The organism is Ancylobacter sp. (genome assembly GCF_965249975.1).
Taxonomy (GTDB): Bacteria; Pseudomonadota; Alphaproteobacteria; order Rhizobiales; family Xanthobacteraceae; genus Ancylobacter.
The window spans coordinates 734,221-758,585 of record NZ_CBDFNE010000018.1 but is presented as its reverse complement, the minus strand read 5'-3'; the positions used below and the strand labels follow the sequence as shown (position 1 = coordinate 758,585).

At 69.3% G+C, this 24,365-nt stretch carries 19 protein-coding genes; 9 read left to right on the top strand and 10 right to left on the bottom strand.

Annotated elements, in window-relative coordinates:
• Positions 1-150: 150 nt before the first annotated feature.
• Both dxs and ACP2AH_RS16430 read left to right on the top strand, forming a co-directional pair.
• Positions 151-2,073: a 1-deoxy-D-xylulose-5-phosphate synthase gene (gene dxs / locus ACP2AH_RS16435; RefSeq protein WP_425106782.1), complete on the top strand. Its 1,923-nt coding sequence runs from the start codon at positions 151-153 to the stop codon at positions 2,071-2,073.
• 18 nt (positions 2,074-2,091) lie between these two features.
• A complete protein-coding gene (locus ACP2AH_RS16430; protein ID WP_425106781.1) occupies positions 2,092-2,847 on the top strand; it encodes a TlyA family RNA methyltransferase in 756 nt (251 codons plus the stop codon).
• A gap of 35 nt (positions 2,848-2,882) precedes the next feature.
• Here the strand turns inward: ACP2AH_RS16430 and ACP2AH_RS16425 are convergent, their stop codons facing one another.
• Positions 2,883-3,419: a DUF1097 domain-containing protein gene (locus ACP2AH_RS16425; protein ID WP_425106780.1), complete on the bottom strand. Its 537-nt coding sequence runs from the start codon at positions 3,417-3,419 to the stop codon at positions 2,883-2,885.
• Positions 3,420-3,631: 212 nt separating this feature from the next.
• On the opposite strand from ACP2AH_RS16425, the gene ACP2AH_RS16420 reads away from it, so the two are divergent.
• On the top strand, positions 3,632-4,891 hold the full coding sequence (locus ACP2AH_RS16420) for a class I SAM-dependent RNA methyltransferase (RefSeq protein ID WP_425106779.1): 1,260 nt from the start codon (positions 3,632-3,634) through the stop codon (positions 4,889-4,891).
• A 6-nt stretch (positions 4,892-4,897) separates the two neighbouring features.
• Here the strand turns inward: ACP2AH_RS16420 and ACP2AH_RS16415 are convergent, their stop codons facing one another.
• The 4 genes from ACP2AH_RS16415 to aroC all read right to left on the bottom strand — a co-directional run bounded on the left by ACP2AH_RS16415 (position 4,898) and on the right by aroC (position 9,649).
• Entirely contained in the window at positions 4,898-5,704 is an 807-nt protein-coding gene (locus ACP2AH_RS16415) for a DUF1194 domain-containing protein (protein WP_425106778.1), read from the bottom strand.
• Between the two features lie 159 nt (positions 5,705-5,863).
• Positions 5,864-7,168 carry a 3,4-dihydroxy-2-butanone-4-phosphate synthase gene (gene ribB, locus ACP2AH_RS16410; protein ID WP_425106777.1) on the bottom strand — a complete coding sequence of 435 codons (1,305 nt, stop codon included), beginning with the start codon at positions 7,166-7,168 and terminating at the stop codon, positions 5,864-5,866.
• Positions 7,169-8,075: 907 nt separating this feature from the next.
• Positions 8,076-8,384 (bottom strand): hypothetical protein, encoded by a 309-nt coding sequence (locus ACP2AH_RS16405; protein ID WP_425106776.1) that lies wholly within the window; start codon positions 8,382-8,384, stop codon positions 8,076-8,078.
• Positions 8,385-8,536: 152 nt separating this feature from the next.
• A complete protein-coding gene (aroC, locus tag ACP2AH_RS16400) occupies positions 8,537-9,649 on the bottom strand; it encodes a chorismate synthase (RefSeq protein WP_425106775.1) in 1,113 nt (370 codons plus the stop codon).
• A gap of 179 nt (positions 9,650-9,828) precedes the next feature.
• Between aroC and ACP2AH_RS16395 the strand changes: the two genes are divergently transcribed.
• Positions 9,829-11,148 carry a hemolysin family protein gene (locus ACP2AH_RS16395; protein ID WP_425106774.1) on the top strand — a complete coding sequence of 440 codons (1,320 nt, stop codon included), beginning with the start codon at positions 9,829-9,831 and terminating at the stop codon, positions 11,146-11,148.
• A gap of 116 nt (positions 11,149-11,264) precedes the next feature.
• On the opposite strand, the gene ACP2AH_RS16390 is transcribed toward ACP2AH_RS16395, so the two are convergent.
• The 4 genes from ACP2AH_RS16390 to ACP2AH_RS16375 all read right to left on the bottom strand — a co-directional run bounded on the left by ACP2AH_RS16390 (position 11,265) and on the right by ACP2AH_RS16375 (position 16,485).
• The gene (locus tag ACP2AH_RS16390; protein ID WP_425106773.1) at positions 11,265-11,483 is read right to left on the bottom strand and encodes a hypothetical protein; all 219 of its coding nucleotides are present in this window, start codon (positions 11,481-11,483) and stop codon (positions 11,265-11,267) included.
• 291 nt (positions 11,484-11,774) lie between these two features.
• The gene (gene hrpB / locus ACP2AH_RS16385) at positions 11,775-14,261 is read right to left on the bottom strand and encodes an ATP-dependent helicase HrpB (RefSeq protein ID WP_425106772.1); all 2,487 of its coding nucleotides are present in this window, start codon (positions 14,259-14,261) and stop codon (positions 11,775-11,777) included.
• A gap of 49 nt (positions 14,262-14,310) precedes the next feature.
• Positions 14,311-14,688, bottom strand: a complete 378-nt coding sequence (locus tag ACP2AH_RS16380; RefSeq protein ID WP_425106771.1) for a hypothetical protein — start codon at positions 14,686-14,688, stop codon at positions 14,311-14,313.
• Positions 14,689-15,147: 459 nt separating this feature from the next.
• Positions 15,148-16,485: an aspartate aminotransferase family protein gene (locus ACP2AH_RS16375; RefSeq protein ID WP_425106770.1), complete on the bottom strand. Its 1,338-nt coding sequence runs from the start codon at positions 16,483-16,485 to the stop codon at positions 15,148-15,150.
• A 278-nt stretch (positions 16,486-16,763) separates the two neighbouring features.
• On the opposite strand from ACP2AH_RS16375, the gene ACP2AH_RS16370 reads away from it, so the two are divergent.
• The 3 genes from ACP2AH_RS16370 (at position 16,764) to hisS (ending at position 21,489) form a co-directional block, all read left to right on the top strand.
• On the top strand, positions 16,764-18,656 hold the full coding sequence (locus ACP2AH_RS16370) for a hypothetical protein (protein ID WP_425106769.1): 1,893 nt from the start codon (positions 16,764-16,766) through the stop codon (positions 18,654-18,656).
• A 94-nt stretch (positions 18,657-18,750) separates the two neighbouring features.
• Entirely contained in the window at positions 18,751-19,866 is a 1,116-nt protein-coding gene (locus tag ACP2AH_RS16365; RefSeq protein ID WP_425106768.1) for a TIGR03364 family FAD-dependent oxidoreductase, read from the top strand.
• A gap of 96 nt (positions 19,867-19,962) precedes the next feature.
• The gene (gene hisS, locus ACP2AH_RS16360) at positions 19,963-21,489 is read left to right on the top strand and encodes a histidine--tRNA ligase (RefSeq protein WP_425106767.1); all 1,527 of its coding nucleotides are present in this window, start codon (positions 19,963-19,965) and stop codon (positions 21,487-21,489) included.
• 187 nt (positions 21,490-21,676) lie between these two features.
• On the opposite strand, the gene ACP2AH_RS16355 is transcribed toward hisS, so the two are convergent.
• On the bottom strand, positions 21,677-21,967 hold the full coding sequence (locus tag ACP2AH_RS16355; protein WP_425106766.1) for a GIY-YIG nuclease family protein: 291 nt from the start codon (positions 21,965-21,967) through the stop codon (positions 21,677-21,679).
• A gap of 180 nt (positions 21,968-22,147) precedes the next feature.
• On the opposite strand from ACP2AH_RS16355, the gene ACP2AH_RS16350 reads away from it, so the two are divergent.
• On the top strand, positions 22,148-23,266 hold the full coding sequence (locus ACP2AH_RS16350) for an ATP phosphoribosyltransferase regulatory subunit (protein ID WP_425106765.1): 1,119 nt from the start codon (positions 22,148-22,150) through the stop codon (positions 23,264-23,266).
• Positions 23,263-24,234 (top strand): ATP phosphoribosyltransferase, encoded by a 972-nt coding sequence (hisG, locus tag ACP2AH_RS16345; protein WP_425106764.1) that lies wholly within the window; start codon positions 23,263-23,265, stop codon positions 24,232-24,234. The genes ACP2AH_RS16350 and hisG overlap by 4 nt, the downstream gene beginning before the upstream one ends.
• Positions 24,235-24,365: the final 131 nt, after the last annotated feature.

Genomic DNA, 24,365 nt, shown 5'->3' with positions numbered 1-24,365 from the left:
TGTCTCCACATGCGGTTGTGTGGCGGACCGGCCTTTGCGGTCGCGCGGGCGTGCGTTGCGCCCCTCGCTGTCCTTGTGTATGCCGTTGAACTTCGCTCGGCGGCGCGCGCCCCTGTGCGCGCCTCGGCGGATGTGTTTTCGGAGCCGTTCTTGACCCGTCCCTCCACGCCGCTACTCGACACGATCCGCGAGCCGGCCGATTTGCGCCGCCTGCCGGAGGAGCAGTTGCCGCAGATCGCGGCGGAACTGCGCGAGGAGATGATTGACGCGGTTTCCGTAACCGGCGGTCACCTCGGCGCCGGGCTGGGTGTGGTCGAGCTGACCGTGGCGCTCCATCACGTCTTCGACACGCCCAGTGACCGGCTGATCTGGGATGTCGGGCACCAGTGCTACCCGCACAAAATTCTCACGGGCCGACGCGACCGTATGCGCACGCTGCGCCAGGGCGGGGGGCTCTCTGGTTTCACCAACCGGGCCGAGAGCGAATACGACCCTTTCGGTGCCGGCCATTCCTCCACCTCGATCTCCGCCGGGCTCGGGATGGCGGTGGCCCGCGACCTCGCGGGTGACGCTCGCAACGTGGTCTGCGTGATCGGCGACGGCGCGATGTCGGCCGGTATGGCCTATGAGGCCATGAACAATGCCGGGGCGATGGATTCGCGCCTCATCGTCATTCTCAACGACAACGACATGTCGATCGCCCCGCCTGTTGGCGCGATGTCGGCCTATCTGGCGCGGCTTCTCTCCGGCCGCACCTACCGCTCGCTGCGCGAGACCGCGAAGCAGCTCGCAGGCAGCCTGCCGAAGTTCTTCGGCCGTCAGGCGGCGCGGGCGGAAGAGTTCGCGCGCGGGTTCTGGACCGGCGGTACGCTGTTCGAAGAACTGGGCTTCTATTATGTCGGGCCGATCGATGGGCATAATCTGAGCCATCTCCTTCCCATTCTGCGCAATGTCCGCGACGCCGAGACCGGTCCGGTGCTGGTCCACGTCGTGACCCAGAAGGGCAAGGGTTATCCGCCCGCCGAAGCCTCGGCCGACAAATATCACGGCGTTCAGCGCTTTGATGTCGCCACCGGGGCGCAGAAGAAAGCGGCGTCCAATGCGCCGAGCTATACCCGCGTTTTCGCCGACAGCCTGATCGAGGAAGCCCGCCACGACGACAAGATCGTCGCCATCAACGCCGCCATGCCGGCCGGAACTGGGCTCGACCTGTTCGGCGAGGCCTTTCCCACCCGCACGTTCGATGTGGGCATCGCCGAGCAGCACGCCGTGACCTTCGCCGCCGGGCTGGCGACTGAAGGATACAAGCCGTTCTGCGCTATCTATTCCACCTTCCTGCAGCGCGCCTACGACCAAATCGTCCATGATGTGGCGATCCAGCGCCTGCCGGTGCGCTTCGCCATCGACCGTGCCGGCCTCGTCGGGGCGGACGGTGCCACCCATGTCGGCGCCTTCGATGTGCCGATGCTCGCTACCCTGCCCGGCATGGTGGTGATGGCGGCCGCGGATGAGGCGGAACTCGTCCACATGGTCGCTACCGCTGCGGCCTTTGACGAGGGGCCGATCGCCTTTCGCTATCCCCGAGGCGAGGGCGTGGGCGTGGAGCGCCCGGCCCGCGGCACGCCGCTGGAGATCGGGCGCGGGCGGGTCGTCCGCGAGGGCTCGAAGATCGCCCTGCTGTCGCTCGGCACCCGGCTCGCCGCCTGTCTCGGCGCCGCCGATCAACTCGCCGGCTTTGGCCTGTCGACAACCGTCGCCGACGCGCGCTTCGCCAAGCCGGTCGACCGTGATCTGGTGCTGCGTCTGGCGCGCGAGCATGAAGTGCTCGTCGTGGTCGAGGAAGGAGCGGTCGGCGGCTTTGGCAGCCATGTGCTGACTCTGCTGGCCGAAGCCGGCGCTCTGGACCGTGGGCTCAAGGTGCGCACGCTCGCCTTGCCGGACCGTTTTATCGAGCAGGATTCCCCGGCCAGCCAGATGCACGAGGCTGGCCTCGATGCGGAAGGCGTCGTGCGCGGTGTCTTCAATGCTCTGGGCCGCGAGGAAGAAGCCGCGCTCGCGCTGCTGCGCGGCTGATCCGGCCGCGCGCCCGGCATGGTGTCGCCCCCTTACCCTCCCGCCGGCCGGGGCCGCGCCGACCGCGTGCTGGTGGCGCGAGGCTTCTTCGACAGCCGCGCCCGGGCGCAGGCGGCCATTGCTGCCGGACTCGTGACCGCCGCCGGCAAGCAGGTCGCCAAGGCTTCGGAAACCATCGCCGCCGACGCCGCGATCGAGGCGCGCGAAGCCTATGAATGGGTGTCGCGGGCGGGGCTGAAGCTGGAGGCGGCGCTGGACGCGGCGGGGCTTTCCGTCGACGGCGTGGAGGCGCTCGATGTTGGGGCATCGACCGGCGGCTTCACCCAGGTGCTTCTCGCGCGTGGCGCGGCGCGTGTGCATGCGGTGGATGTCGGCCATGGGCAATTGCACCCGCGACTGCGGGACGACGCCCGGGTGGTGTCGCTGGAAGGCACCGACATACGTGGCCTCTCTCCCGGAGCGGTCCCGCCCGCGCGGATGATCACCATCGACGTGTCGTTCATCTCCTTGCATCAGGTTCTGCCGGCGGTGCTGCGGCATGCAGCCCCGGCCGCGCGTCTGGTCGTACTGGTGAAGCCGCAGTTCGAGGTGGGCCGCGACAAGCTGTCTAAGGGCGGAATCGTGAGGGATGCCGGTGCCCGCAGCGACGCGGTCGAACGGGTCGTCGCAGTGTTGCAGGATCACGGCTGGCAGGTGTTGCACCGTCTGCCATCGCCCATTCTCGGCGGCGACGGCAATGAGGAATATCTGCTCGTGGCGGCGCGGGCGGCGTGAAACCGTCCGCGCCTCACCCCGGGGAGCGCTACCGCTCAGGCCCGGCGCGTCTGGCCGCCGCTGGCGACCAGCATCCCGGCAAGTTTCTCCGAGACATAGCCGAAGGCGGCGCCGACGATCATCGACAGCACGATGGTCGCCAGCGGGTTGGCGAGGCCGGCGGCCGTGAGGTTGGCAAGCCCGTCGGTAGTGAGCAGCGCGTAGCCTGCCGTCGCAGCGAAGCCGTAGACCATTGCCGGAATGGCGGCGAAGGCCGGGAGATGGCCGAGCAGGATCATCACCAGCACGCCGACGCCGACGCAAAGGCCGGCCCAGACCGGCAGGCCAAGCGTCTCGCCAAGCCCGCCGCGGCTGACGGCCAGAAGCGTCAGCCAAGCCATGACGGCGCCAGCGATGTTCGCCAGCACCGTTGCCTTAAGCCCGGCTTCCTTGCCCCCACAATGGAAGTAGCAGGCCCAGGCGATGAAGGCAGCCCAGATTTGCAGACCCCCGGCCAGCGGGCCGAGAAACAGCCAAGTGGCGACGCCCCCAAGGACGCCGACACTGATAGCCAGAGCCGAAACAAGCGACATACGTTTCCCCTTTTCCTGGATTTGGATACTTATTATTATGTGCATGTGCTAAGTAAAAAGGACTGTCCATCTGAAGTGATGGAATCAGCCGCGGCTAAAATACATGAGTCTCTTTGCGAAACCATGAGCGGTGGATGGTTTTGATCATCTTTGTCGCGAGATACAGACTAAATACATAATAACCTATGATGCATGATGGAGCTGCTTCCCGCATGAACGTCGTCACACTGGACATCGACCGCCTGGGTCACCGTGGTGACGGTATTGCCGACACGCCAGAGGGGCCGGTTTTCGTGCCGCTGACCTTGCCCGGCGAAAGGGTGGAGGTGGTGCGCGAGCACGAGCGTGCGCGGCTGCTGGCTATCCGCACACCGAGCCCGGGGCGCGTGGAGCCGATTTGCCCGCATGTCGGTCTGTGCGGCGGCTGCGCGCTCCAGCACTGGGCGCCGGCGCCCTATGAAACCTGGAAACGCGGCCTCGTGGTCGAGGCGCTGGCGCGGGCGGGGATTTCCACCGAGGTGACGCCGCTGCTCCCCGCGCATGGCGAAGGGCGTCGCCGGGCGACCTTCCACGCGCGAGGCACGGGCGGCAGCGCGCCGAAAGGGCGTGACACGCTGGCGGTCGGCTTTGCCGGACGGCGCAGCCACGCGGTGGTGGCCATCGACGCCTGCCCCATTCTGGCGCCGGGTCTCGACGGCGCGCTGGCGGCGGCGTGGGCGGTGGCGCAGGAACTGGTGCCGCTGGCCAAGCCGCTCGACATTCAGGTGACCGCGACCGAAACCGGGCTGGACATGGATGTGCGCGGCAGCGGCCCGCTGAAGCCGGACCGCGTCGCCGCTCTGGCGCAGATCGCCGGCGCGCACCGGCTGGCGCGCCTTACCCGCCATGGCGAACTGGTGCTGCAGCGGGAGCCGCCACTGCTCACCATGGGCCGGGCGCGGGTGGCCCTGCCGCCGGGGTCCTTCCTGCAGGCGACGGCGGCGGGCGAGGCGGCGCTGGCGCAGTTGGTCCTGGAAGCCGTCGGTAGCGCGCGCGGCGCGGCGCGGGCGGTGGACCTGTTCTCCGGTGTCGGCACCTTCGCCCTGCGGCTGGCCGAGCGGGTGCGGGTGACCGCCTATGAATCCTCCGCCCCCGCCATCGAGGCGCTGAACAAAGCCGTGCGCGGGGCCGCCGGGCTCAAACCGCTGGCCGGCGAGGTGCGGGACCTGTTCCGCCGGCCGCTGCTGGCGCAGGAGATGAAAGGCGTGGATGTCGCGGTGTTCGATCCCCCGCGCCAGGGGGCGGAGGCGCAGGCGCGCCAGCTGGCGGCGAGCGCGGTGCCGCTGGTGATCGGCGTGTCCTGCGACACGACCACCTTCGCGCGCGACGCACAGATCCTTGCCGAAGGCGGCTACCGGCTGGAGCGCGTCACCCCGGTCGACCAGTTCCTCTATTCCGCGCATGTGGAGCTGGTGGGGGTTTTTCGGCGCTGAACGGCGTCAATTACCCCAGCGCTCCATCCACATGCGCTCGCCGATCGAGCAGGACACGCGCGGCTCGGCGGCGGAGGCGTGCCGCAAAAGCGGCGCGGGGGGCGGGCGGACGCCGGCGATTTCCAGCACCAGCTTGGTCTTGATGGCGTCGGCGAACTCGTGCGTGCCGCGCACGGGAATGACAAAAGCGCCCGGCCCGCCGATCACGCAGTCCTCGTAATAGATATCGAGGTCGCCAATATCGAGCAGCGAGCCGCTGGCTTCCTTCAGCATCAGCGGCAGGCCGTTAATGGTGATGCCGCGCGCCACCACCGCGTCGCGGGTGACATCCACCAGCGGCCCCTGATTATTGGTGCCGTCGCCGGAAATGTCGATCACCCGCCGCAGGCCGCGAATGTTGTTGCCCTCCATCAGGTCGGCACCGAAGGTCATGGCGCTGGAAATGGAGGTGCGGTAGACGCGCCGCAACGGCGCCCGACGGATCGCGTCCGCGAAGGCGCGGGCCTCGCTGGGGCTGCCGATCAGCGTCCAGTCCACCACCAGCTTCTGCTCATCCGCCCCCGCCCATTCGACATAGGCGATGGCGACGCGGCCATGCGGGCCGAGCCGCAGCGCATTGAGGAATTCCGGCGAGGTGACGGCGGCGATATAGCCCTCGCGCTGCAGAGCGAGTTCGTCGAGGTCCATGGAGTAGGACACGTCGACCGCCAGCACCAGCTCGACATCCACCATCGTGTCGGCGCGGGCGAGGACCGGCGCGCTCACACCGAACAGCGCCGCGACCAGGGCGGCAAAGGCACGCATGCACGCCATCGCGACCTCCGTCCTTGACGGGTCTCGACGTGTCAGAGACGCGTCGTCACGATGGTGACACGAGCCTTTCCCGGCCAGAAGCCGAAAGTGCAGGCAGAAGCGCCCGGGCGATGCCGTTCGCGTGAGCGTTCGCTACCGGGGTAGCGGCCGCCGCCGCCGTCAACCGTCCAGCATCTCCGTGCCCAGGATCTCGATGCCGAAGCCGGCGACGCCGACATAGGTGCGCGCGCGCGACGCCAGCAGGCGGATGGACGAGATGCCGAGATCGCGCAGGATCTGCGCGCCGAGGCCGACCTCGCGCCAGTTCTGGTCGCGCAGCTTGGCGGTTTCGATTTTGTCCTCGCCGCCGACGGTGGACACCGGCACGCCTGTCGTGCCGTCGCGCAGATAGACCAGCACGCCGCGCCCTTCCGCCTTGATGCGCTCCAGCGAGGCGCGCAGCGCCTTGCCGCCGGTGAACACGTCGCCGATCGGGTCGGCCCGGTGCAGCCGCACCAGCACGTCGCGCCCGTCGCCGATCTTGCCGTAGACGAGCGCGATGTGGTTCACCGGCTCGAAGGGCGTGACATAGGAAATGGCGTGCATCTCGCCGACGATGGTGGGGGCGGCGAATTCGGCGGTGCGGCTCACCAGCTTCTCGCGCAGCTGGCGATAGGCGATGAGATCGGCCACCGAGATGCGGGTGAGCTTGTGCGCGGCGGCGAAGTCGGTGACCTTCGGCCCGCGCATCACCGTGCCGTCGTCATTGACCAGCTCGCAGATAACGCCGACCGGCTCCAGCCCGGCGAGGCGGCACAGATCCACCGCCGCCTCGGTATGGCCGGAGCGCATGAGCACGCCGCCTTCCTTGGCGATGAGCGGGAAGATGTGGCCGGGCCGCACGAAATCCACCGCGCCGGCATTGGGATTGGCGAGGCCGCGCACGGTGGCGGTGCGGTCCTCGGCGGAAATGCCTGTCGTGGTGCCGTGGCGGTAATCCACCGAGATGGTGAAGGCGGTGGCGTGCGGGGCGTCGTTGTCCGTCACCATCGGGTTGAGCCGCAGCCGCTTGGCGTGCTCGGCGGTGAGCGGGGTGCAGACGATGCCCGAGGTGTGGCGCACGATGAAGGCGAGCTTTTCCGCCGTCGCGAACTGGGCGGCGACGATAAGGTCGCCTTCGTTTTCGCGGTCGTCGTCGTCGGTGACGACGAGCATCTCGCCACGGGCAAAGGCTTCGATGGCCGCTTCGACGCGGGCCTGCAGATTATCCGTCATGAAGATCGCTTCCACGCTCGCCAGCCCGAGGAAATCGTTCGGCGTCACCGCGCCGCCGGTGGCGGCGGCGATGCGCGCGCCCGCTTCCCGGGAAATCCAGGCCGTTTCGTCCTTGCACAGCGCGGTGATGCTGGCCGGCGACAGGCCGACGGCGCGCGCGAAGGCGCTCTTGGTCGTGCCTGAGGTGGTGAGCCAGTCCGCGAGTTTCATGGCCCGACGATACGGCTGAGAATATTCACTGGCAATGAAAATTGTAGAGCACTTCAGTCATACTGAAATCCACCCCGCGCGCGGGCAGCCGAAAGCGCCCCGTCGCCCGTTCGGGCGCGGAGATCAGGGCCGGCACGTCACCTGCCGCCCCGACAAGGGGCGTGCGGGGCGCCGGGGCGGAAACCCCGGCGGTCGCCTGCACCGTGTGTGAAAGGTGGTGCAAGCAGGTCTTCAACCGTCCGACGCGCCGCCTCCGGCGCCCCGCAACGCGGTGTTTCTAGGCTTGCTCCATGCGCGCCCGGGAGGACTGTCGCTTTCTATCCTCCCCTGTGGGGTGCTTGACGCGCCGGCGCGCCCTTGCGGACGGTCGGCGCGCGTCGCCCCGTGGCCGGTGGGAAGACCGACCGGGGACGCATGGCTTGGGCCGCCGGGCCTTGGGGTGCGTTATCCCCGCCGCCCGGCCACCGCCGCCCATCCCGCGCGAGCCGGCCGCTCCGGTTGCGCCCCCTTCGTCGGGATGAGGTGGGGCAAGGATGGCAGAGAAAATGGGACGTGTCTAGGATTTTATTCCTTGATGAGATCGAGCGTGGAGGCCGTGGCCGCCTCCTGTTCCCGCGCCGTCATCCCGGACGGCCGTCAGGCCGATCCGGGATCGTACCGACATCGTGCAGACATTGGGGAGCGATCCCGGCTCTTCGCTGCGCTCCGGCCGGGATGACGGCGTGGGTATGAAGGGAGGGGGCGATCCCAGCTCTCCGCTGCGCTCCGGCCGGGATGACGGCGTGGGTATGAGGGGGAGGCAATCCCGGCTCTCCACCGCTCCGGCCGGGATGACGACCTTGGTCACACGCCTGAACCTTCGGCTTTCCGGCAATGATGATCGCCGCGGCTGAAGACCTTCTGAAGGCTAGCGGCGTGAACGTAGGGTTGAGAGCGATATCAGAAAATAAACGAAAAATGCCGGGAATATCCCCAGAATGGCCAAGCCTTCAAGTGCCAGAAGATATTCACGCTCCGCTTCCTGCATGTCGTCGTAGATCTCTTCAAAGGTCTTTCCCGTGCTGCTCCTGTCGGCACGGGCATCGATCATCTGGTAGCGCTCCTCCCAGAGATCTTGATATCTGTCCCGGAAGAAGGAAAACTTGACGATAAATGCAACAAGAACAATCCAGCCGAGGGGAAGCAGCAGGGCAATCAGCTTGAGGAGCCTTCGCATGGGTCGATCCTCCCAGAGGCCACCGCTTTAGGGTCGCAGCCGCAACCCGGCACCGTCGCAGTGTCGGCGAGCAACGCGACCTCTGCAACCTCCAGCTTCAACCCTTCTGTGGCGTCGTGAGGGCGCCGCCGCGCCGGCCGGACGTTCCAGCCTCAGCGCGGGAACGGCCAGGCCGGCGGGGTGCCCACCTGGCCGCGATGGCGCAGGAGATGGTCGGCGAGCACGCAGGCCACCATCGCCTCGCCCACCGGCACGGCGCGGATGCCGACGCAGGGGTCGTGCCGGCCCTTGGTGACGATCTCCGCATCCTCGCCATGGCGCGTCACCGTGCGGCGCGGGGTGAGGATGGAGGAGGTGGGCTTGACCGCGAAGCGCACCACCACCGGCTGGCCGGTGGAAATGCCGCCGAGCACGCCGCCGGCATGGTTGGCGAGGAAGACCGGGCGGCCGTCATTGCCCATGCGCATCTCGTCGGCATTGTCCTCGCCGGTCAGCGTGGCGCTGGCGAAGCCCTCGCCGATCTCCACGCCCTTCACCGCGTTGATGCTCATCAGCGCCGCCGCGAGGTCGGCGTCGAGCTTGCCATAGAGCGGGGCGCCGAGGCCGGCGGGCACGCCCTCTGCCACCACCTCGATCACCGCGCCGACCGAGGAGCCGGATTTGCGGATGCCGTCGAGATAGTCCGCCATGCGCGCGGCCGCCTGCGCGTCCGGGCAGAAGAACGGGTTGCGGCCGATCTCGGCGCTGTCCCAGTTCGCCCGGTCGATGCCGATCTCGCCCATCTGCACCAGCGCGCCGGTGATGGTCACGCCAGGCAGCACCTTGGCGGCGATGGCGCCGGCGGCGACACGCACCGCCGTCTCGCGCGCGGAGGAGCGCCCGCCGCCGCGATGGTCGCGCAGGCCGTATTTCACGTCATAGGCATAATCGGCATGGCCGGGGCGGTAGCTCTCGGAAATCGCCGAATAATCCTTGGAGCGCTGGTCGACATTCTCGATCAGGAAGGCGATCGGCGTGCCGGTGGAAATGAGCGTGCCGTCCTCCTCGGCCAGCGTGCCGGAGAGGATGCGCACCTCGTCCGGCTCGCGCCGCTGGGTGGTGAAGCGCGACTGGCCGGGCCGGCGGCGGTCGAGCGCGGCCTGCACCTCCTCCAGCCGGAAGCGGATGCCGGGCGGGCAGCCGTCGATCACCCCGCCAATGGCCGGCCCATGGCTCTCGCCAAAGGTGGTGACACGGAAGAGATGGCCGAAACTGTTGAAGGACATAGCGGTTCCGCCGGCGGCAGGGGAGGGGTCACGGCGCTTCTAGGCGCCCGCGCGGCGGGCGTCAAACAGCGCGTAGCGCGCATCCGAGAGGCCGGCGCATGGCGCCCTCTTGGCGCCTACATGGCGAAAGGCGGCGTTCGTGCTACATCTCTCCCATTCGTGATTGCCAAACCGAGCCGATGCCCCTTTTTGAAATCGCCGTTGTCGTCCTGCTCGTCCTGATCAATGGCGTGCTCGCCATGGCCGAGCTTTCCGTCGTTTCCGCCCGCCCGGCGCGCCTGCGCTCCATGGCCGATAATGGCTCGCGCGGCGCCCGCATGGCGCTGCAGCTGGCCGCCGACCCCGGCCGCTTCCTCTCCACCGTGCAGATCGGCATTACGCTGATCGGCATTCTCGCCGGTGCCTTTTCGGGCGCCACGCTCGGCACCATGCTGGGCGAATGGCTGCAGGCACAGGGCATGTCGCCCGGCCTTGCCGGCGGCCTCGGCTATTCGCTCGTGGTGGCGGCGATCACCTATGTCTCGCTGATCATCGGCGAACTCATCCCCAAGCGCCTCGCCTTGCAGAGCCCGGAAAAGCTCGCGAGCCTGGTGGCGCCCGGCATGGTGATGCTGGCCCGCATCGGCGCGCCGGCGGTGTGGCTGCTCGACATTTCCTCCCGCCTCGTGCTGCGCCTGCTCGGCGAGCACGGCAAGGGCGAGGAGAACAACGTCACCGACGAGGAAATCCGCGCCATCGTGATGGAGGCGGAGACGGCGGGCGTCATCGACCCCGACGAGCGCAAGATGATCGCGGGCGTGATGCGCCTCGCCGACCGGCCGGTGCGCGCGGTGATGACGCCGCGCACCGATGTCGACTGGATCGACCTCACCGACGACCCCGACGCCGTGCGCCAGACCATCCGCGAGACCCGCCACACCCGCATGCCGGCCTGCGAGGGCACGCCGGAGGAGAGCGTCGGCGTCATCGACATTCGCGATCTGCTCGAAGCCTATCTCAATGGCGAGACGCCGGACCCGCGCAGCCTGGTGAAGCCCGCCGCCGTGCTGGTGGAGACCGCCGGCGCGCTCGACGCGATGAAGGTGCTGCGCCACGCGGAATCGCCGCTGGCGCTGGTGGTGGACGAATACGGTTCGATGGTCGGCATTCTCACCCCGGCCGATCTGCTCGACGCCATCGCCGGCACGGTGGTGCTGGACGAGGCCGGCCTTGCCAAGCCCGATGTGGTGGAACGCGCCGATGGCAGCTATCTCGTCGCCGGCTCGACCCCGGTGGACGAACTCGCCGAGGTGCTCGGCATCCAGCTGCCGCAGGACGCCGGCTTCCACACCGCCGCCGGCCTGGTGCTGCATGAGCTGAAGGCGCTGCCGCAGGAGGGCGCCGCCTTCGAATCCATGGGCTGGCGCTTCGAGGTGGTCGACATGGACGGACGGCGCGTCGACAAGCTGCTGGTGCAGCGCGCCGTGGTGCCCCGCCGACGGGCGCCGCTGCTGGGCTAGAGCCTGATACGATCAGGTTGAAACACCTGATCGGTGAATCAGCCTCTGAATTATAGATATAGAGCACGTTCCGATCTAATTGCCTGCAATCAGATCGGAACGTGCTCTAAGGCGCCTCAGCGCACCATGACATCGACCGAGACCGCCGACGTGGCTGTCGGCAGCCCGCCATAGCGGGTGCCGACGCCGACGACGACGGTGACGATGGCGACCGCGAGCGCGGCGGCGATCAGGCCATATTCAAGGCCTGTGCCCTGGGGGCGGCGTGCGACGGCGGTGCGACGGCGCGATACCATCGACTGCCCGACCATTTCCCGTTCCACCATTTCGCGCATGGGCCTGTCTCTGCTTGAAATCATCCACGTGACATCTGTCTTGGGACAGATTTTGTTGTGAGGTCAGCTTGCGCCTCACACCTTGATCACGCGTTAAAGCCAGCCTTGCGCGCTCATCCTCTTGGTCTGTGGTTAATGTTTGCCGGAATGGCATGGTTAATACTTCGTCGCGGCGAGGAACTTAGAGCCTGATCCGATCAGGTTGAATCAACCTGATCGGATCAGGCTCTAAAATATTGATAGAGAACGTTTTACCGATCGGATTGCGATGCAATCAGATCGGAACGTGCTCTAGCCGCGCGGCTTCGCCCGCCTTGTCGGCTCGGCCTGCGCCGGGTCTTCCGGCCAGGGGTGGCGCGGGTAGCGCCCGCGCATGTCGGCGCGCACGTCCCGCCAGGAGCCGGCCCAGAAGGCCGGCAGGTCGCGGGTGAGCTGGATCGGCCGGTGCGCGGGGGAGAGCAGCGACAGGATCAGCGGCACCCGCCCGCCGGCGATGCTGGGGTGGGTGGTGAGGCCGAACAGTTCCTGCACCCGCACATGCAGCGTCGGTCCGCCCTCGGCGGCGTAGTCGATGGGCAGGCGCGAGCCGGTCGGCACCTCGTAATGGGTGGGCGCCGCCGCCTCCATGCCGCGCGACAGCTCCCACGGCAGCAGGCCGGACAGCGCGCGGCCGAGCCGGTCGGCATCAAGCGCGCCGAGGCTGGTGATGTCGTCCAGCACCGGGGCCAGCCAGTCCTCGACGCTCGCCGCCAGCGCCTCCCAGCCGAGATCCGGCCAGAGATCGGGCGCGCTGGCGTAGAGGAAGCGCGCACGGTCCAGCCATTGCCGCTGCGCCTCGGACCAGCTGAGCCGCTCCAGCCCGCGCGCGACGGCGGCATGGGCCAGCGCCCGCGCGGTCTCCGGCCCGGGTTTGAGCGGCGCGGTGCGCTCGGCCAGCGCCAGCGCGCCGAGCCGGCGGATGTGGCGCGCGCGCAGCGCGCCGGAGGCGGCATCAAAGGCCGTCTCTACCCCCTCGGTGATGGCGTCACCGAATTCGGCCTCGATCTCCGCCTCGGTGAGTTCAGCGGCGAGCAGGATGCGGGCCTCGTCCGCCGTGCCGGTGAGTTCGGCGATGGCGAGGAAGCGGGCGCGGGCGAGGGAGGTGGCGGGGTCGATGGCCGCGCCGCGGCCATTCGCCAGCACGAAGCGCCGCCCGTCGCCGCGCCCGCGCGCCACCCGGTCGGGAAAGGCCAGCGCCAGCAGCACGGCGGGGGAGGGAGCCTCGCCCGCCGCCCGCGTCCCGGCCCCGCGCGTCCCCGCCACTTGCCGTTCCGCCTCGTCGGCCCAGCGCTCCGCCAGACGGCGCGCCTCTTCCGCCCGGCGCGTGCGGTCGCGGGAAAAATCCATCAGCCGGTGCGCGAGGTCGGGGGCATCGCCGCCGAGCCCGCGCTCGGAAACGAGGGCGGCGATGCGCGCCGCCTCTTCCCCCACGCCGCGCCGCGCGCCCTCGATCACCATGCGCGCGAGGCGCGGTTCCAGCGGCAGCCGGGCCATGGCGCGGCCGAGTGCGCTCACCTGCCCGTCGGCGTCAAAGGCGCCCAGCGCCGTCAGCAGCGCCTTCGCCTCCTTCACGGCCGGGGCGGGCGGCGGGTCGAGAAAGGCGAGGCTGGCGGGATCGCGCACGCCCCACACCGCGAGGTCGAGCACGAGGCGGGAGAGGTCGGCGGCGAGAATCTCCGGCGTGGCGAAGGCCGGCAGGCTGGCGGTTTCCGGTTCGCTCCACAGCCGCAGGCAGACGCCGGGCTCGGTGCGCCCGGCGCGGCCGCGCCGCTGGTCGGCGGCGGCGCGCGACACACGCACCGTTTCCAGCCGGGTGAGGCCGACGCCGGGCTCGAAGCGGGGCACCCGGGCGAGGCCGCTGTCGATGACGACGCGCACGCCCTCGATGGTGAGGCTGGTCTCGGCGATGGAGGTGGCGAGCACCACCTTTCGCCGGGCTTTGGGCGCCGGGGCGATGGCGCGGTCCTGCTCGGCCGGGGGGAGAGCGCCGTAGAGCGGGGCGATGTCGAGCGCGGGGTCGTGCACCGTCTCGCGTAGAAAACGCTCGGTGCGGCGGATCTCAGACGCGCCAGGCAGGAAGGCGAGCAGCGAGCCGGTCTCCTCGCGCAGCGCCCGGGCGATGAGATCGGCCATCTGCCGCTCGATGGGCGCGCCGGGCAGGCGCCCGGCATAGCGGGTTGCCACCGGGAAGGCGCGGCCGAGGCTCTCGATGACCGGCGCGCCGGCGAGCAGCCGGGCGACGCGGGCGCCGTCGAGCGTGGCGGACATCACCAGGAGCCGCAAATCCTCGCGCAGCGCGCCCTGCGCGTCGAGCGCCAGGGCGAGGCCGAGATCGGCGTCGAGGCTGCGCTCATGGAACTCGTCGAACAGCACGGCGGCGACCTCGGAAAGCTCCGGGTCGTCCAGCATCATGCGGGTGAAGATGCCCTCTGTGATGACCTCGATGCGGGTGGCGCGCCCGATTTTCGAGCCGAAGCGGGCGCGGTAGCCCACCGTCTGCCCAGCCTCCTCGCCCAGCGTCTGCGCCATGCGGGTGGCGGCGGCGCGGGCGGCGAGGCGGCGCGGCTCCAGCACAAGGATTTTCCGCCCCGCCACCCAGGGCTCGCCGAGCAGCGCCAGCGGCACCCGCGTGGTCTTGCCCGCGCCGGGCGGGGCGACGAGCACCGCGGACGCGCCCGCGCGCAGGGCGGCGGTGAGTTCCGGCAGGGCGTCGTCGATGGGGAGGGGATTTGGCAGCATCGCCGCTGCTTAGCAAATCGAGGGTTCGCGTGCGATCCCGGCCGTCGGTTCACGCGCGTGGAAGAAGCTCGGCACTGGCCGCGTGCACTCTGATCGTCGCGCGCGCGCCTTTGCCAGTCTCACCGATAAAGACCATGTGCTGTCCCGGCTCCGGCGTCTCTCCCACCGGCAGATCGTCGTAGCCGCGCTCTGCCGCATCCATGAAGACGACCTCATGAACACAGAAGTCGGTCAAATCGGCCGGTGCATCAGTGATTTCGAGGGTGTCGACCTCGGTGAACCTGATATCAAAGCCCTTCGGCCCAGTTGGAAGGAGATATTTGTTCCCCGCAAAGGTCATACGGAAAACGCGGCCATGTGAGCTCAACTCATAGGAGGCGAGGTCATAGGCATTGTGGATGTCGATCTCTCCGAGATCGCCACACAACAGGATTGAAATCTCTGACCGTAAAGTTGCAGCGCATCTCGTTCTCACCGGCCTTGAGCCATGGGAGCGATGATGGACGGCGACGCGGAGGGCGGCAAATTGGAAGCGTCGCAGGCAGGGCGATCCGGCCGGCGGGCCGATTGCGGAACCGTCCGGCGGGTGCGTCTCGGCGCGCCGTCATCCCAAGGTGCCGCCATAGGCGGCCTCGAAGGATGGTCCTTTCGGTGCGCGCCGGCGAGTCTCCTTCGAGGCCCGGCCGCTGGCCGGGCACCTCAGGATGACGTTGTGTGCGTTGGAGGCGCGAGGCCGTTCCCGTGCAGCGGCCCGATCTCCCTCTCCCCGACGGGGAGAGGGGTGGGGTGAGGGGTCTTCGACGCTCCGCGCGCGTGCCCCCTCACCGACCCGCTTCGCGGGCCACCTCTCCCCCAAGGGGAGAGGAAAGTTACGTCAGTTCGCTGCTCAGAAAATCCGGTCGAGCGTGCGGCCGATCTTCTCGACGATCTCGCCCATCTGGCTCTCGCTGACGATGAGCGGCGGGCTGACGGCGAAGGTGTCGCCAGCGGTGCGCACCAGCATGCCCTCGTCGTGGAACAGCCGCTCCATGCCTTCATAGGCGCGGCGGCCGACACCGTCCTCGCGCGAGGCGAAGTCGATGGCGCCGACGAAGCCGAGGGTGCGGATGTCGAGCACGCCGGGCTTGGAGCGCAGCGAGTGGAAGGCGTCCGCCCACACCGGCTCCAGCGCCCGCACCCGCTCGAACAAGCCTTCCTCGCGGTAGAGATCCAGCGTCGCCAGCGAGGCGGCGCAGGCCAGCGGATGGGCCGAATAGGTGTAGCCGTGGAACAGGTCGATGACCGGCGCGTCGCTCTTCACGAAGGCATCGTAAATGTGCTTGCGCACCAGCACGCCGCCCATCGGCACCGCGCCCGAGGTGACGCCCTTGGCGAAGGTGATCATGTCAGGCACCACGCCGTAGCGTTCGGCGGCGAAGGCATAGCCGAGGCGGCCGAAGCCGGTGATGACCTCGTCGAAGATCAGCAGGATGCCGTATTTGTCGCAGATCTCGCGCAGGCGCTTGAGATAGCCGACCGGCGGGGGAAGGGCGCCGGTGGAGCCGGCCATCGGCTCGACGATGACGGCGGCGATGGTGGAGGCGTCGTGCAGGGCGACGATGTTCTCCAGCGCGTCGGCGCGCTCGGCGCCCCACTCCGGCTCGCCCTTGGAGAAGGCCTGCTTCTCGCGGTTATAGGTGTGCGGCAGATGGTCGACGCCCGGCAGCAGCGAGCCGAACATCTTGCGGTTGGGCGACATGCCGCCGACCGAGATCCCGCCGAAGCCGACGCCGTGATAGCCGCGCTCGCGGCCGATGAGGCGGGTGCGCGTCGCGTTGCCGGTGGTGGCGTGGTAGGCGAGCGCGATCTTCAGCGCGCTGTCGCCGGCCTCGGAGCCGGAATTGCACAGGAACACATGGTCGAGATCGCCCGGCGCCAGCGCGGCGATGCGGGCGGAAACGGCGAACGCCTTGGGGTGGCCGTACTGGAAGGGCGGGGCGAAATCCATCTCCGCCGCCTGGTTCTGGATCGCCTCGACGATGGGATCGCGGTTGTGGCCGGCATTGGCGCACCACAGACCGGCGGTGGCATCCAGCACGCCGCGCCCGTCGGGCGTGTAGTAGTGCATGTCTTTCGCGCGGGACAGCAGCCGCGGCCGCGCCTTGAACGCCCGGTTGGGCGTGAAGGGCATGAAGAACGCCTCAAGGTCGTTCGGGCTGGCAATGGCGGACGAAGAGGAGGGCATGGAAAACTCCGTCAGGGGACGACGATCAGGGCAGGCCGCGCTTTTTTATTCATGTATAATATCTATGCAGGATCTGCTCACGAGAAATAATCATGATGTGATCACTTTCCTTTCTGCCGCCTGCCGGACCTTGACCCCGCCGCCTCATCGCGGCCATCAAGGCGCGGCAGAGGGAAAGTGGTCACGTTGCGTCATGCGGTGCGCAACGCACTTTCCGTGGAGCGTTTCGGCCGTTGCGGGAGGGGGGACCCCGGAGCGGCGCAGGATAGGACGTTGCAGTGCCGGAGAGCACGACAATCGACACGCCTGACGCCGGCGCCGCCACCCCGGAAGCGGTGCGGCACGCGCTGGCGCTCGTGCTCGGCTCCGACGAGCTGCGCTCCTCGCCGCAGCTCGGCAACATCCTGCGCTTCGTCGTCGAAGCCACATTGGAGGGCCGGCGCGAGGCGATCAAGGGCTACACCATCGCCGTCGAGGCGCTGGGCCGCGACGCCTCCTTCGACCCGCAGGCCGATCCGATCGTGCGGGTGGAAGCCACCCGCCTGCGCCGGGCGCTGGAGCGCTATTATGCCGGCGCCGGGGCCGGCGACGAGATCGAAATCGCCATTCCGCGCGGCAGCTATGTGCCGCAGTTCCTGCCGCGCCTCGCGGCCGGGGAGGGCGAGGACGAGGCATTCGTCGAGGGCGACGCCGAGGCGGGCGCCCCCGCGAACGCCGCTGCCGGCGCCTCGCTGCCCGACGCACCGGCGCCTGCGCCCGCCGCCCTGCCGCCGCCGACCCGGCCGCGCCTCGGCCGCGTCCTCGCGCTCGCTCTGCTGCTGCTGGCCTGCGGTGTCGTCGTGGCCGGCCTCGCCACCGGCAGCCATGACCCTCTGGCCCTGCGCAGCCTGCTCGCCGGTTCCACCTGGCAACCGCTGGAGCGCACCAACCGGCTCGGCATCCCGATGATCGAGGTGCGGGCCTTCGAGACCACCGGCGGCGCGGCCAAGGCGCCCGGTGCCGCCAGCAGCGGCGATTTCACCGCCGAGGGGATCGAGGTGCGGGTGCGCGACGCGCTGGCCCGGTTCGACCTGCTCGACGTGCTGGCAAGCCCGGATGCGCGGCCGGCGCTGCGCTGTTCCGGCGAGGGCGCTGCCGCCAGCTCCGCCTTCGCGCTGGGCGGGCTGGTGGAGAACCATGACGACGGCACGCTCTCCGTGCTGCTGCGGCTTTCCGACCTGTGCGACGGCACCATCGTCTGGTCGCGCGAGTTCGACAGCCTCAAGCGCGGCGGCGACGCCACGGCGCTGGAAATCGGCCTGGTGCGCGACATCATGGCGGCGATCGCCGAGCCCTATGGCGTTATCCAGGCGCGGGCGCGGGCGCGCGTCACCGCCGCCGGCGGCCCGGCGATGGCGGGGCCTTATGGCTGCGTGCTCATGGCCTATTCCTATTGGCGCTCCTATCTCCCGGCCGAGCATGAGGCGGCGCAGGCCTGCCTGGAAAAGGCGGTGGCGGACGACCGCACCTTCGCCCTTGGCTATGCGCTGCTGGCCGAACTCTCGCTCGACGAGATCCGCGCCGGTGCCCCGATGCGCGCCGCCACCCCGACACTCAACCGCGCCCTCGCCGCCGCCGAGCAGGCGGTGGAACTGGCGCCCACCAGCGCCTTCGCCCGGCGCGTGCTGATGGATGTGCATTTCTTCCGTGGCGAACGCGCGGCGACGCTCGCGGCCGGCACCGCCGCGCTGGAGCTGAACCCCTATGATGTCGACATCATCGCCGATTTCGGCGGGCGGCTGATCGCGCTGGGGGAAACCGCGCGGGGCGAGGCGATGCTGGCGCAGGCCGCGCAGGCGGCGCCGGGCATGCCGCCCTGGGTGGAATATCACCGCGTCATCGCCGCCTATATAAGGGGCGACGCGGTAGCCGCAATGGCGGCGGCGGATCATCTCATGGGCGAGGGCTACGCCCCGGGGCTGCTGGCGCGGGCGCTGGCCAGCCATCTCGCTGGCGAGGATGAGGAGGCGCGGGCCGATCTGTCGAAGCTCGTCGCGCTCGCCCCCGCCTGGGGCAACGACCCCGACACCATGATCGCCCGCTTCTTCCCCGATGCCGGCGTCGCCCGCAAGGTGCGGGCCGATCTCGCCGATCTCGGCCTCAAGCGGTCGAATTCCGCCGCCGCGAACTGATGGCTGCCAGCGCACAGGAACGCGTGGCAGGACGGGCCGGGAGGCGCTATAGGCTTTGTCCGCCCGGATCACCCCTTCCACGCGGACCCCTCTCATGTCGGACAGTTTCGATCTCGCCATTGTCGGTGCGGGCGTCGTCGGCCTCGGCCATGCCCTTGCCGCCCGCCGTCGCGGGCTGAAGGTGGTCGTCATCGACCGCGACGCGCAGGCCAATGGCGCTTCGGTGCGCAATTTCGGCTTCGTCACCGTCACCGGCCAGCAGCGCGGCGAATGCTGGCGCCGCGCCATGCGCTCGCGCGACATCTGGGCCGAGGTGGCGCCGAAGGCCGGCATCGCGGTGGAGCATCGCGGCCTGCTGGTGGCCGTGCGCCGGCCGGAGGCGATGCCGGTGCTGGAAGCCTTCCGCGCCACCGAGATGGGCGAGGGCTGCGAACTGCTCACGCCCGAGGCGGCGCGCGAACGGTTGCCGGCGCTCACCGGCCCGCTTTCCGGCGGGCTGTGGAGCCCGCACGACATGCGGGTGGAATCGCGTGACGCCATTCCCCGCCTCGCCGCCTGGCTGGCACGCGAGGGCGTGGCGTTCCGCCGCGAGAGCGCGGTGACCGCCGTGGAGCCGGGCCGCGTCGTCACCTCCTCCGGCCCAATTTCGGCCGCGCGCATCGTGGTGGCGCCGGGCGACGATTTCCACACGCTGTTCGAGGACCGTTTCAAGGCCTATGGCGTCACCCGCTGCAAGCTGCACATGCTGCGCGTGACCGACCCCGCGCTCGGCCGGCTGCCGGGCTCGGTCATGACCGACCTGTCGCTCGGGCGCTATCTCGGCTATGCCGAACTGCCCGAGGCGGAGGCGCTGAAGCGCGTGCTGGAAGCCGAGCAGGCCGAGTATCTGAAACACGGGGTGCATCTCATCGTGGTGCAGTCGGCCGACGGTTCGCTCGTGGTCGGCGACAGCCATCATTACGCCGCGACGCCGGACCCCTTCGCACCGGATTTCGTCGATGAGCTGATCCTCGACGAATATGCCGCCCTTTTCGGCCGCCGGCCTGCCGTCACCGAGCGCTGGATCGGCACCTATGCCTCCGCTGCCGACCGGCTCGCCTTCATCGACCGGCCGCATGAGCATATCCGCCTCGTGGTGGTGACGAGCGGCACCGGCGCCTCCACCGGCTTCGCCATTGCCGAGGAAGCGGTGGCGGAGCTGTTCGACTGAGCGGGCGGCATTGCCTCCAAGCCATTGCCTCCAAGCCATTGCCGCACGTCGCCCCATCCTCTAAACCCGCGCCGTACTTCGAGAAGGACGGCGCCCATGGCCAAGGACAAACCCACCAAGCTTCGCGCCCGCATGCCGCGCGGCTTCGCCGATCGCGGCCCGGGCGACCTCGCGCCGACGCGGGCGATGCTGGAGACGATCCGGCGGGTCTATGAGCTCTATGGCTTCGAGGCGCTGGAAACGCCCTTCATCGAATATACCGACGCGCTGGGGAAGTTCCTGCCGGACCAGGACCGGCCGAATGAGGGCGTGTTCTCCTTCCAGGACGATGACGAGCAGTGGCTGTCGCTGCGCTACGACCTCACCGCGCCGCTCGCCCGCCATGTGGCGGAGAATTTCGACAAGCTGCCGAAGCCCTTCCGCAGCTACCGCGCCGGCTGGGTGTTTCGCAACGAGAAGCCCGGCCCCGGCCGCTTCCGTCAGTTCATGCAGTTCGACGCCGACACGGTGGGCGCCCCGACCGTCGCGGCGGACGCCGAGATCTGCATGATGATGGCGGACACGCTGGAGGCGCTGGGGCTGGCCGGCAAATTCGTCATCAAGGTGAACAACCGCAAGGTGCTCGACGGCGTGCTGGAGGCGATCGGCCTCGGCGGCGACGAGAATGCCGGCCGCCGGCTCACCGTGCTGCGGGCATTGGATAAACTCGACAAGGTTGGCCCTGCGGGTGTTCGCGATCTGCTTGGCCCGGGGCGTTGGGAGAATCCTGAAGCCAAGAGCGGCGATTTCACCAAGGGTGCAGGGCTGGAGCCGGCGCAGATCGCAGTTGTCTTGCATGCGGTGGAAGTTGCCTACGACGAGGACGCAACCTTCGGGGACCCTCGGGCAAAGTTGGAAGCCTCCGCTCAGTGGCAGGAAGGCATTGCCGAACTGGATGAAATCCAGAACCTATTTGTAAAAGCTGGTTATGGAGATGGCCGCGTTAAGCTGGATTTCTCCGTCGTGCGTGGTCTCGAATATTACACCGGCCCGGTCTTCGAGGCCGAGCTGACCTTCGAGGTGAAGGACGAGAAGGGCCGCCCGGTGCGCTTCGGCTCGGTCGGTGGCGGCGGGCGCTATGACGGGCTGGTGGGGCGCTTCCGGGGTGAAGCGGTGCCGGCGACGGGTTTCTCCATCGGCGTCTCGCGGCTGGCTTCCGCGCTCTCCTACCTCAAGACCGACGCCGCGCCGGAGTTCGGCCCCGTGGTGGTGGTGGTGATGGACCGTGACCAGACCGCGCATTATATGGGCCTCGTCGCCACGCTGCGGCAGGCGGGCATCCGCGCTGAGATGTATCTCGGCAATCCGAAGAATCTCGGCAACCAGTTCAAATATGCCGACCGCCGCAATTCGCCTTGCGTGGTCATCCAGGGCTCGGACGAGCGGGCAAACGGGCAGGTGCAGATCAAGGATTTGATCGAGGGCGCCAAGGCCGCCGCCGCCATCACCGACAATGCCGAGTGGCGCGAGAGCCGCCCGGCGCAGTTCGCCTGCGGTGAGGCCGAACTGGTGGAGAAGGTGCGCGAGCTGCTCGACCATCACGGCGTGCCGCACGGGGCGGCGCTGGGCGACCAGCGGGGGTAGCCTCGTCATCCCGGACGGCCGGAGGCCGATCCGGGATCGCTTTCCGCTGTCAGGCGATCCCGGCTCTCCGCTGCGCTTCGGCCGGGATGACGGCGGGTGGGCTTGCAGCCGGGATCGCGGTGCATAGGCCATGACGTCATCCCGGACGCGCCGCATGGCGCGATCCGGGATCGCTGGCCGAGCCCCTTCACCCGGCGATCTCGTCGAAGAGGTCGCGCCATGCGGGATTGCTCTCTTCGATCAAGGCTATCTTCCACGCGCGCCGCCAGCGCTTGATGCGCTTTTCCCGCGCGATGGCACTCTCCGCGTTTTCATGCGCTTCGAACCACACCAAGCGATCGACATTATAGCGGGCCGTGAAGCCCGGCACGGCATGCGTGCGATGTTCAAAAGCGCGCTTGGGCAGGTCGCTGGTCACGCCGACATAGAGCGGCCCCTCCTTCCGGGTCGCCAGCATGTAGACGAAGAAGCGCTTCATATCCCAGAGCCCCCGCGATCCCGGCTCTCCGCTGCGCTTCGGCCGGGATGACGGATGAAACGTAACGGGCAGTCGCCCGCCCGGAAACCATCTCGCCGCCCGCGCATGGACCCGCGCGCGGGGCTTTGCTAGAAGCGCGCAGCTTCTCGCCGCCCCGTTTCCCGCACACCGGACCCGCCCATGCCCGCCGACCAAAGCCACGCCGAGGAACTGCTCGCGCTCTATGCGCGCGCCGGTTTCACGCGCGTCGAGCCGCCGGTGCTCCAGCCCGCCGATGCCTTTCTCGACCTGTCGGGCGAGGAGATGCGGCGCACCATGTTCATCACCATGGACCCGGACGGGCGCGAACTGTGCCTGCGGCCGGACCTCACTCTGCCGGTGTGCCGCCATTACATCGCCGAGGGCGCCGCTCAGCCGCGCGACTTCGCCTATCTCGGCCCGGTGTTCCGCTCCGATGTGGCGGGCGGCGAGCTGCTGCAGGCCGGCGTCGAATCCCTCGGCCGGCATGACCGCGAGGCGGCCGATGCCGATGTGCTGGCGCTGGGGCTGGAGACGGCGGCGCTGTGGGGGGTGATCGACCCCACCATCCGGCTCGGCGATGCCGGCCTGTTCGCCACGCTGCTCGACGCGCTGAACCTGCCCCCCGTCTGGCGGCGGCGGCTGATCAAGGATTTCGCCCGCTCCGGCGATCTCGGCGCCGATCTGGCGCTGCTGAAGCACCGGCCCGAGGCCGGCGGCGTCACCGCCCATGCCGGCGTGCTCTCGGCGCTGGCGGGCTCCGACCCGGCGGCGGCGCGGGCGCTGGTGACGGATTTGCTCTCCATCGCCGGCATTTCCACCGTCGGCGGGCGTTCCGTGTCGGAAATCGCCGAGCGCTTTCTCGAACAGGCCGCGCCCGGCGATGCCGAAGGGCTGTCGGCGGAGAAGGTCATGGTGATCGAGCGCTATCTCGCCATTGCCGGCACGCCCGATGAGGCGGCGGCGCGGCTGCGGGCGCTGGCGGGCGAGGCGGGGCTGGAGCTGGACGGGGCGCTGGACGCCTTCGAGACCCGCACCCATTTCATCGCCGCGCAGGGCATCGAGCCCGAGCGCCTCTCCTTCGCCACCGCCTTCGGCCGGCCGCTCGACTATTACAGCGGCATGGTGTTCGAGCTGCACGAGAATGGGGCGGGTGCGCCGCTGGTCGCCGGCGGGCGCTATGACGGGCTGCTTGGCCGGCTCGGCGCCGGGGAACCCATTCCCGCCGTCGGCTTCGCCGTCTGGCTCGGCCGGCTCGATGCCGTGGAGGCCCGTCTATGAGCGCGCTGATCGTCGCCGTGCCCTCCAAGGGCCGGCTGCAGGAAAACGCCACCGGCTTCTTCGCCCGCGCCGGCATGTCGCTCAACCAGTCGCGCGGCGCGCGCGACTATCGCGGCACGCTGAGCGGGGTGGAAGGGGTGGAGGTGGCCTATCTCTCGGCCTCCGAGATCGCCAGCCAGCTGGCGGCGGGCGCGGTGCATCTCGGCGTCACCGGCGAGGATCTGGTGCGCGAGAGCATCCCCGACGCCGATTCCAAGGTGCTGCTGGTGGAAGGGCTCGGCTTCGGCCACGCCAATGTGGTGGTGGCGGTGCCGCAGGCCTGGATCGACGTGCGCACCATGCGCGACCTCGACGATGTCGCCACGCATTTCCACGCCACGCGCGGGCGGCGGGTGCGGGTGGCGACCAAATATCTCAACCTCACGCGCGGCTTCTTCGCCCGCCACGGCATCGTCGATTACCGCATCGTGGAAAGCCTGGGCGCCACCGAGGGCACGCCGGCGGCGGGCACGGCGGAGCTGATCGTCGACATCACCACGACCGGCTCGACGCTGGCGGCGAACGCGCTGAAGGTGATCGAGGACGGCGTCATCCTGCGCTCCGAGGCTAATCTCGTCGCCTCGCTGCACGCGGACTGGAACCCGGCGGCGAAGGCGGCGGCGCGGGCGCTGCTTGACCGGGTGACGGCGGCCAAGCGCGCCGCCACCATGCGCGAGGTGAAGACGCGCTTTGCCGCCTGCGATGCCGGCGTGGTGCAGGAAGCGGTGCGCCGTTTCCGCGCCGTGGCGCCCTTCGGCGCGCCGACCTCCTCGGGCATGGTGACGCTGCACTGCCCGCCGGACACGCTGCACCCGCTGGCGGTGTTCCTGCGCGAGCAGGGCGCGGCCACCGTCTCGGTCGGCCCGCTCGACTATGTGTTCGCCGCCGAGAACCCGCTTTACGAAAAGCTGGAAGAGCGGATCGGGTAGGGCTTCGCGGCGCGGGCCCGGGTGCCGGGCCCGGGTGCCGGGCCTGCGTGCTTCGAGGCTCGCTGACGCTCGCGCCTCAGCATGACGGCGTGTGGCTTTGAGGAAGGCACGTCATCCTGAGGTGCCCGGGC

What these genes read in the sequence shown, in the direction of transcription:
- hrpB (WP_425106772.1), bottom strand. Translation starts at nt 14,261, where the DNA reads ATGCTGCCAAATCCCCTCCCCATCGACGACGCCCTGCCGGAACTCACC.
- ACP2AH_RS16355 (WP_425106766.1), bottom strand. Translation starts at nt 21,967, where the DNA reads ATGAAGCGCTTCTTCGTCTACATGCTGGCGACCCGGAAGGAGGGGCCG.
- ACP2AH_RS16375 (WP_425106770.1), bottom strand. Translation starts at nt 16,485, where the DNA reads ATGCCCTCCTCTTCGTCCGCCATTGCCAGCCCGAACGACCTTGAGGCG.
- ACP2AH_RS16425 (WP_425106780.1), bottom strand. Translation starts at nt 3,419, where the DNA reads ATGTCGCTTGTTTCGGCTCTGGCTATCAGTGTCGGCGTCCTTGGGGGC.
- ACP2AH_RS16420 (WP_425106779.1), top strand. Translation starts at nt 3,632, where the DNA reads ATGAACGTCGTCACACTGGACATCGACCGCCTGGGTCACCGTGGTGAC.
- aroC (WP_425106775.1), bottom strand. Translation starts at nt 9,649, where the DNA reads ATGTCCTTCAACAGTTTCGGCCATCTCTTCCGTGTCACCACCTTTGGC.
- ribB (WP_425106777.1), bottom strand. Translation starts at nt 7,168, where the DNA reads ATGAAACTCGCGGACTGGCTCACCACCTCAGGCACGACCAAGAGCGCC.
- ACP2AH_RS16430 (WP_425106781.1), top strand. Translation starts at nt 2,092, where the DNA reads ATGGTGTCGCCCCCTTACCCTCCCGCCGGCCGGGGCCGCGCCGACCGC.
- ACP2AH_RS16395 (WP_425106774.1), top strand. Translation starts at nt 9,829, where the DNA reads ATGCCCCTTTTTGAAATCGCCGTTGTCGTCCTGCTCGTCCTGATCAAT.
- hisS (WP_425106767.1), top strand. Translation starts at nt 19,963, where the DNA reads ATGGCCAAGGACAAACCCACCAAGCTTCGCGCCCGCATGCCGCGCGGC.
- ACP2AH_RS16405 (WP_425106776.1), bottom strand. Translation starts at nt 8,384, where the DNA reads ATGCGAAGGCTCCTCAAGCTGATTGCCCTGCTGCTTCCCCTCGGCTGG.
- hisG (WP_425106764.1), top strand. Translation starts at nt 23,263, where the DNA reads ATGAGCGCGCTGATCGTCGCCGTGCCCTCCAAGGGCCGGCTGCAGGAA.
- ACP2AH_RS16415 (WP_425106778.1), bottom strand. Translation starts at nt 5,704, where the DNA reads ATGGCGTGCATGCGTGCCTTTGCCGCCCTGGTCGCGGCGCTGTTCGGT.
- ACP2AH_RS16365 (WP_425106768.1), top strand. Translation starts at nt 18,751, where the DNA reads ATGTCGGACAGTTTCGATCTCGCCATTGTCGGTGCGGGCGTCGTCGGC.
- ACP2AH_RS16390 (WP_425106773.1), bottom strand. Translation starts at nt 11,483, where the DNA reads ATGCGCGAAATGGTGGAACGGGAAATGGTCGGGCAGTCGATGGTATCG.
- ACP2AH_RS16350 (WP_425106765.1), top strand. Translation starts at nt 22,148, where the DNA reads ATGCCCGCCGACCAAAGCCACGCCGAGGAACTGCTCGCGCTCTATGCG.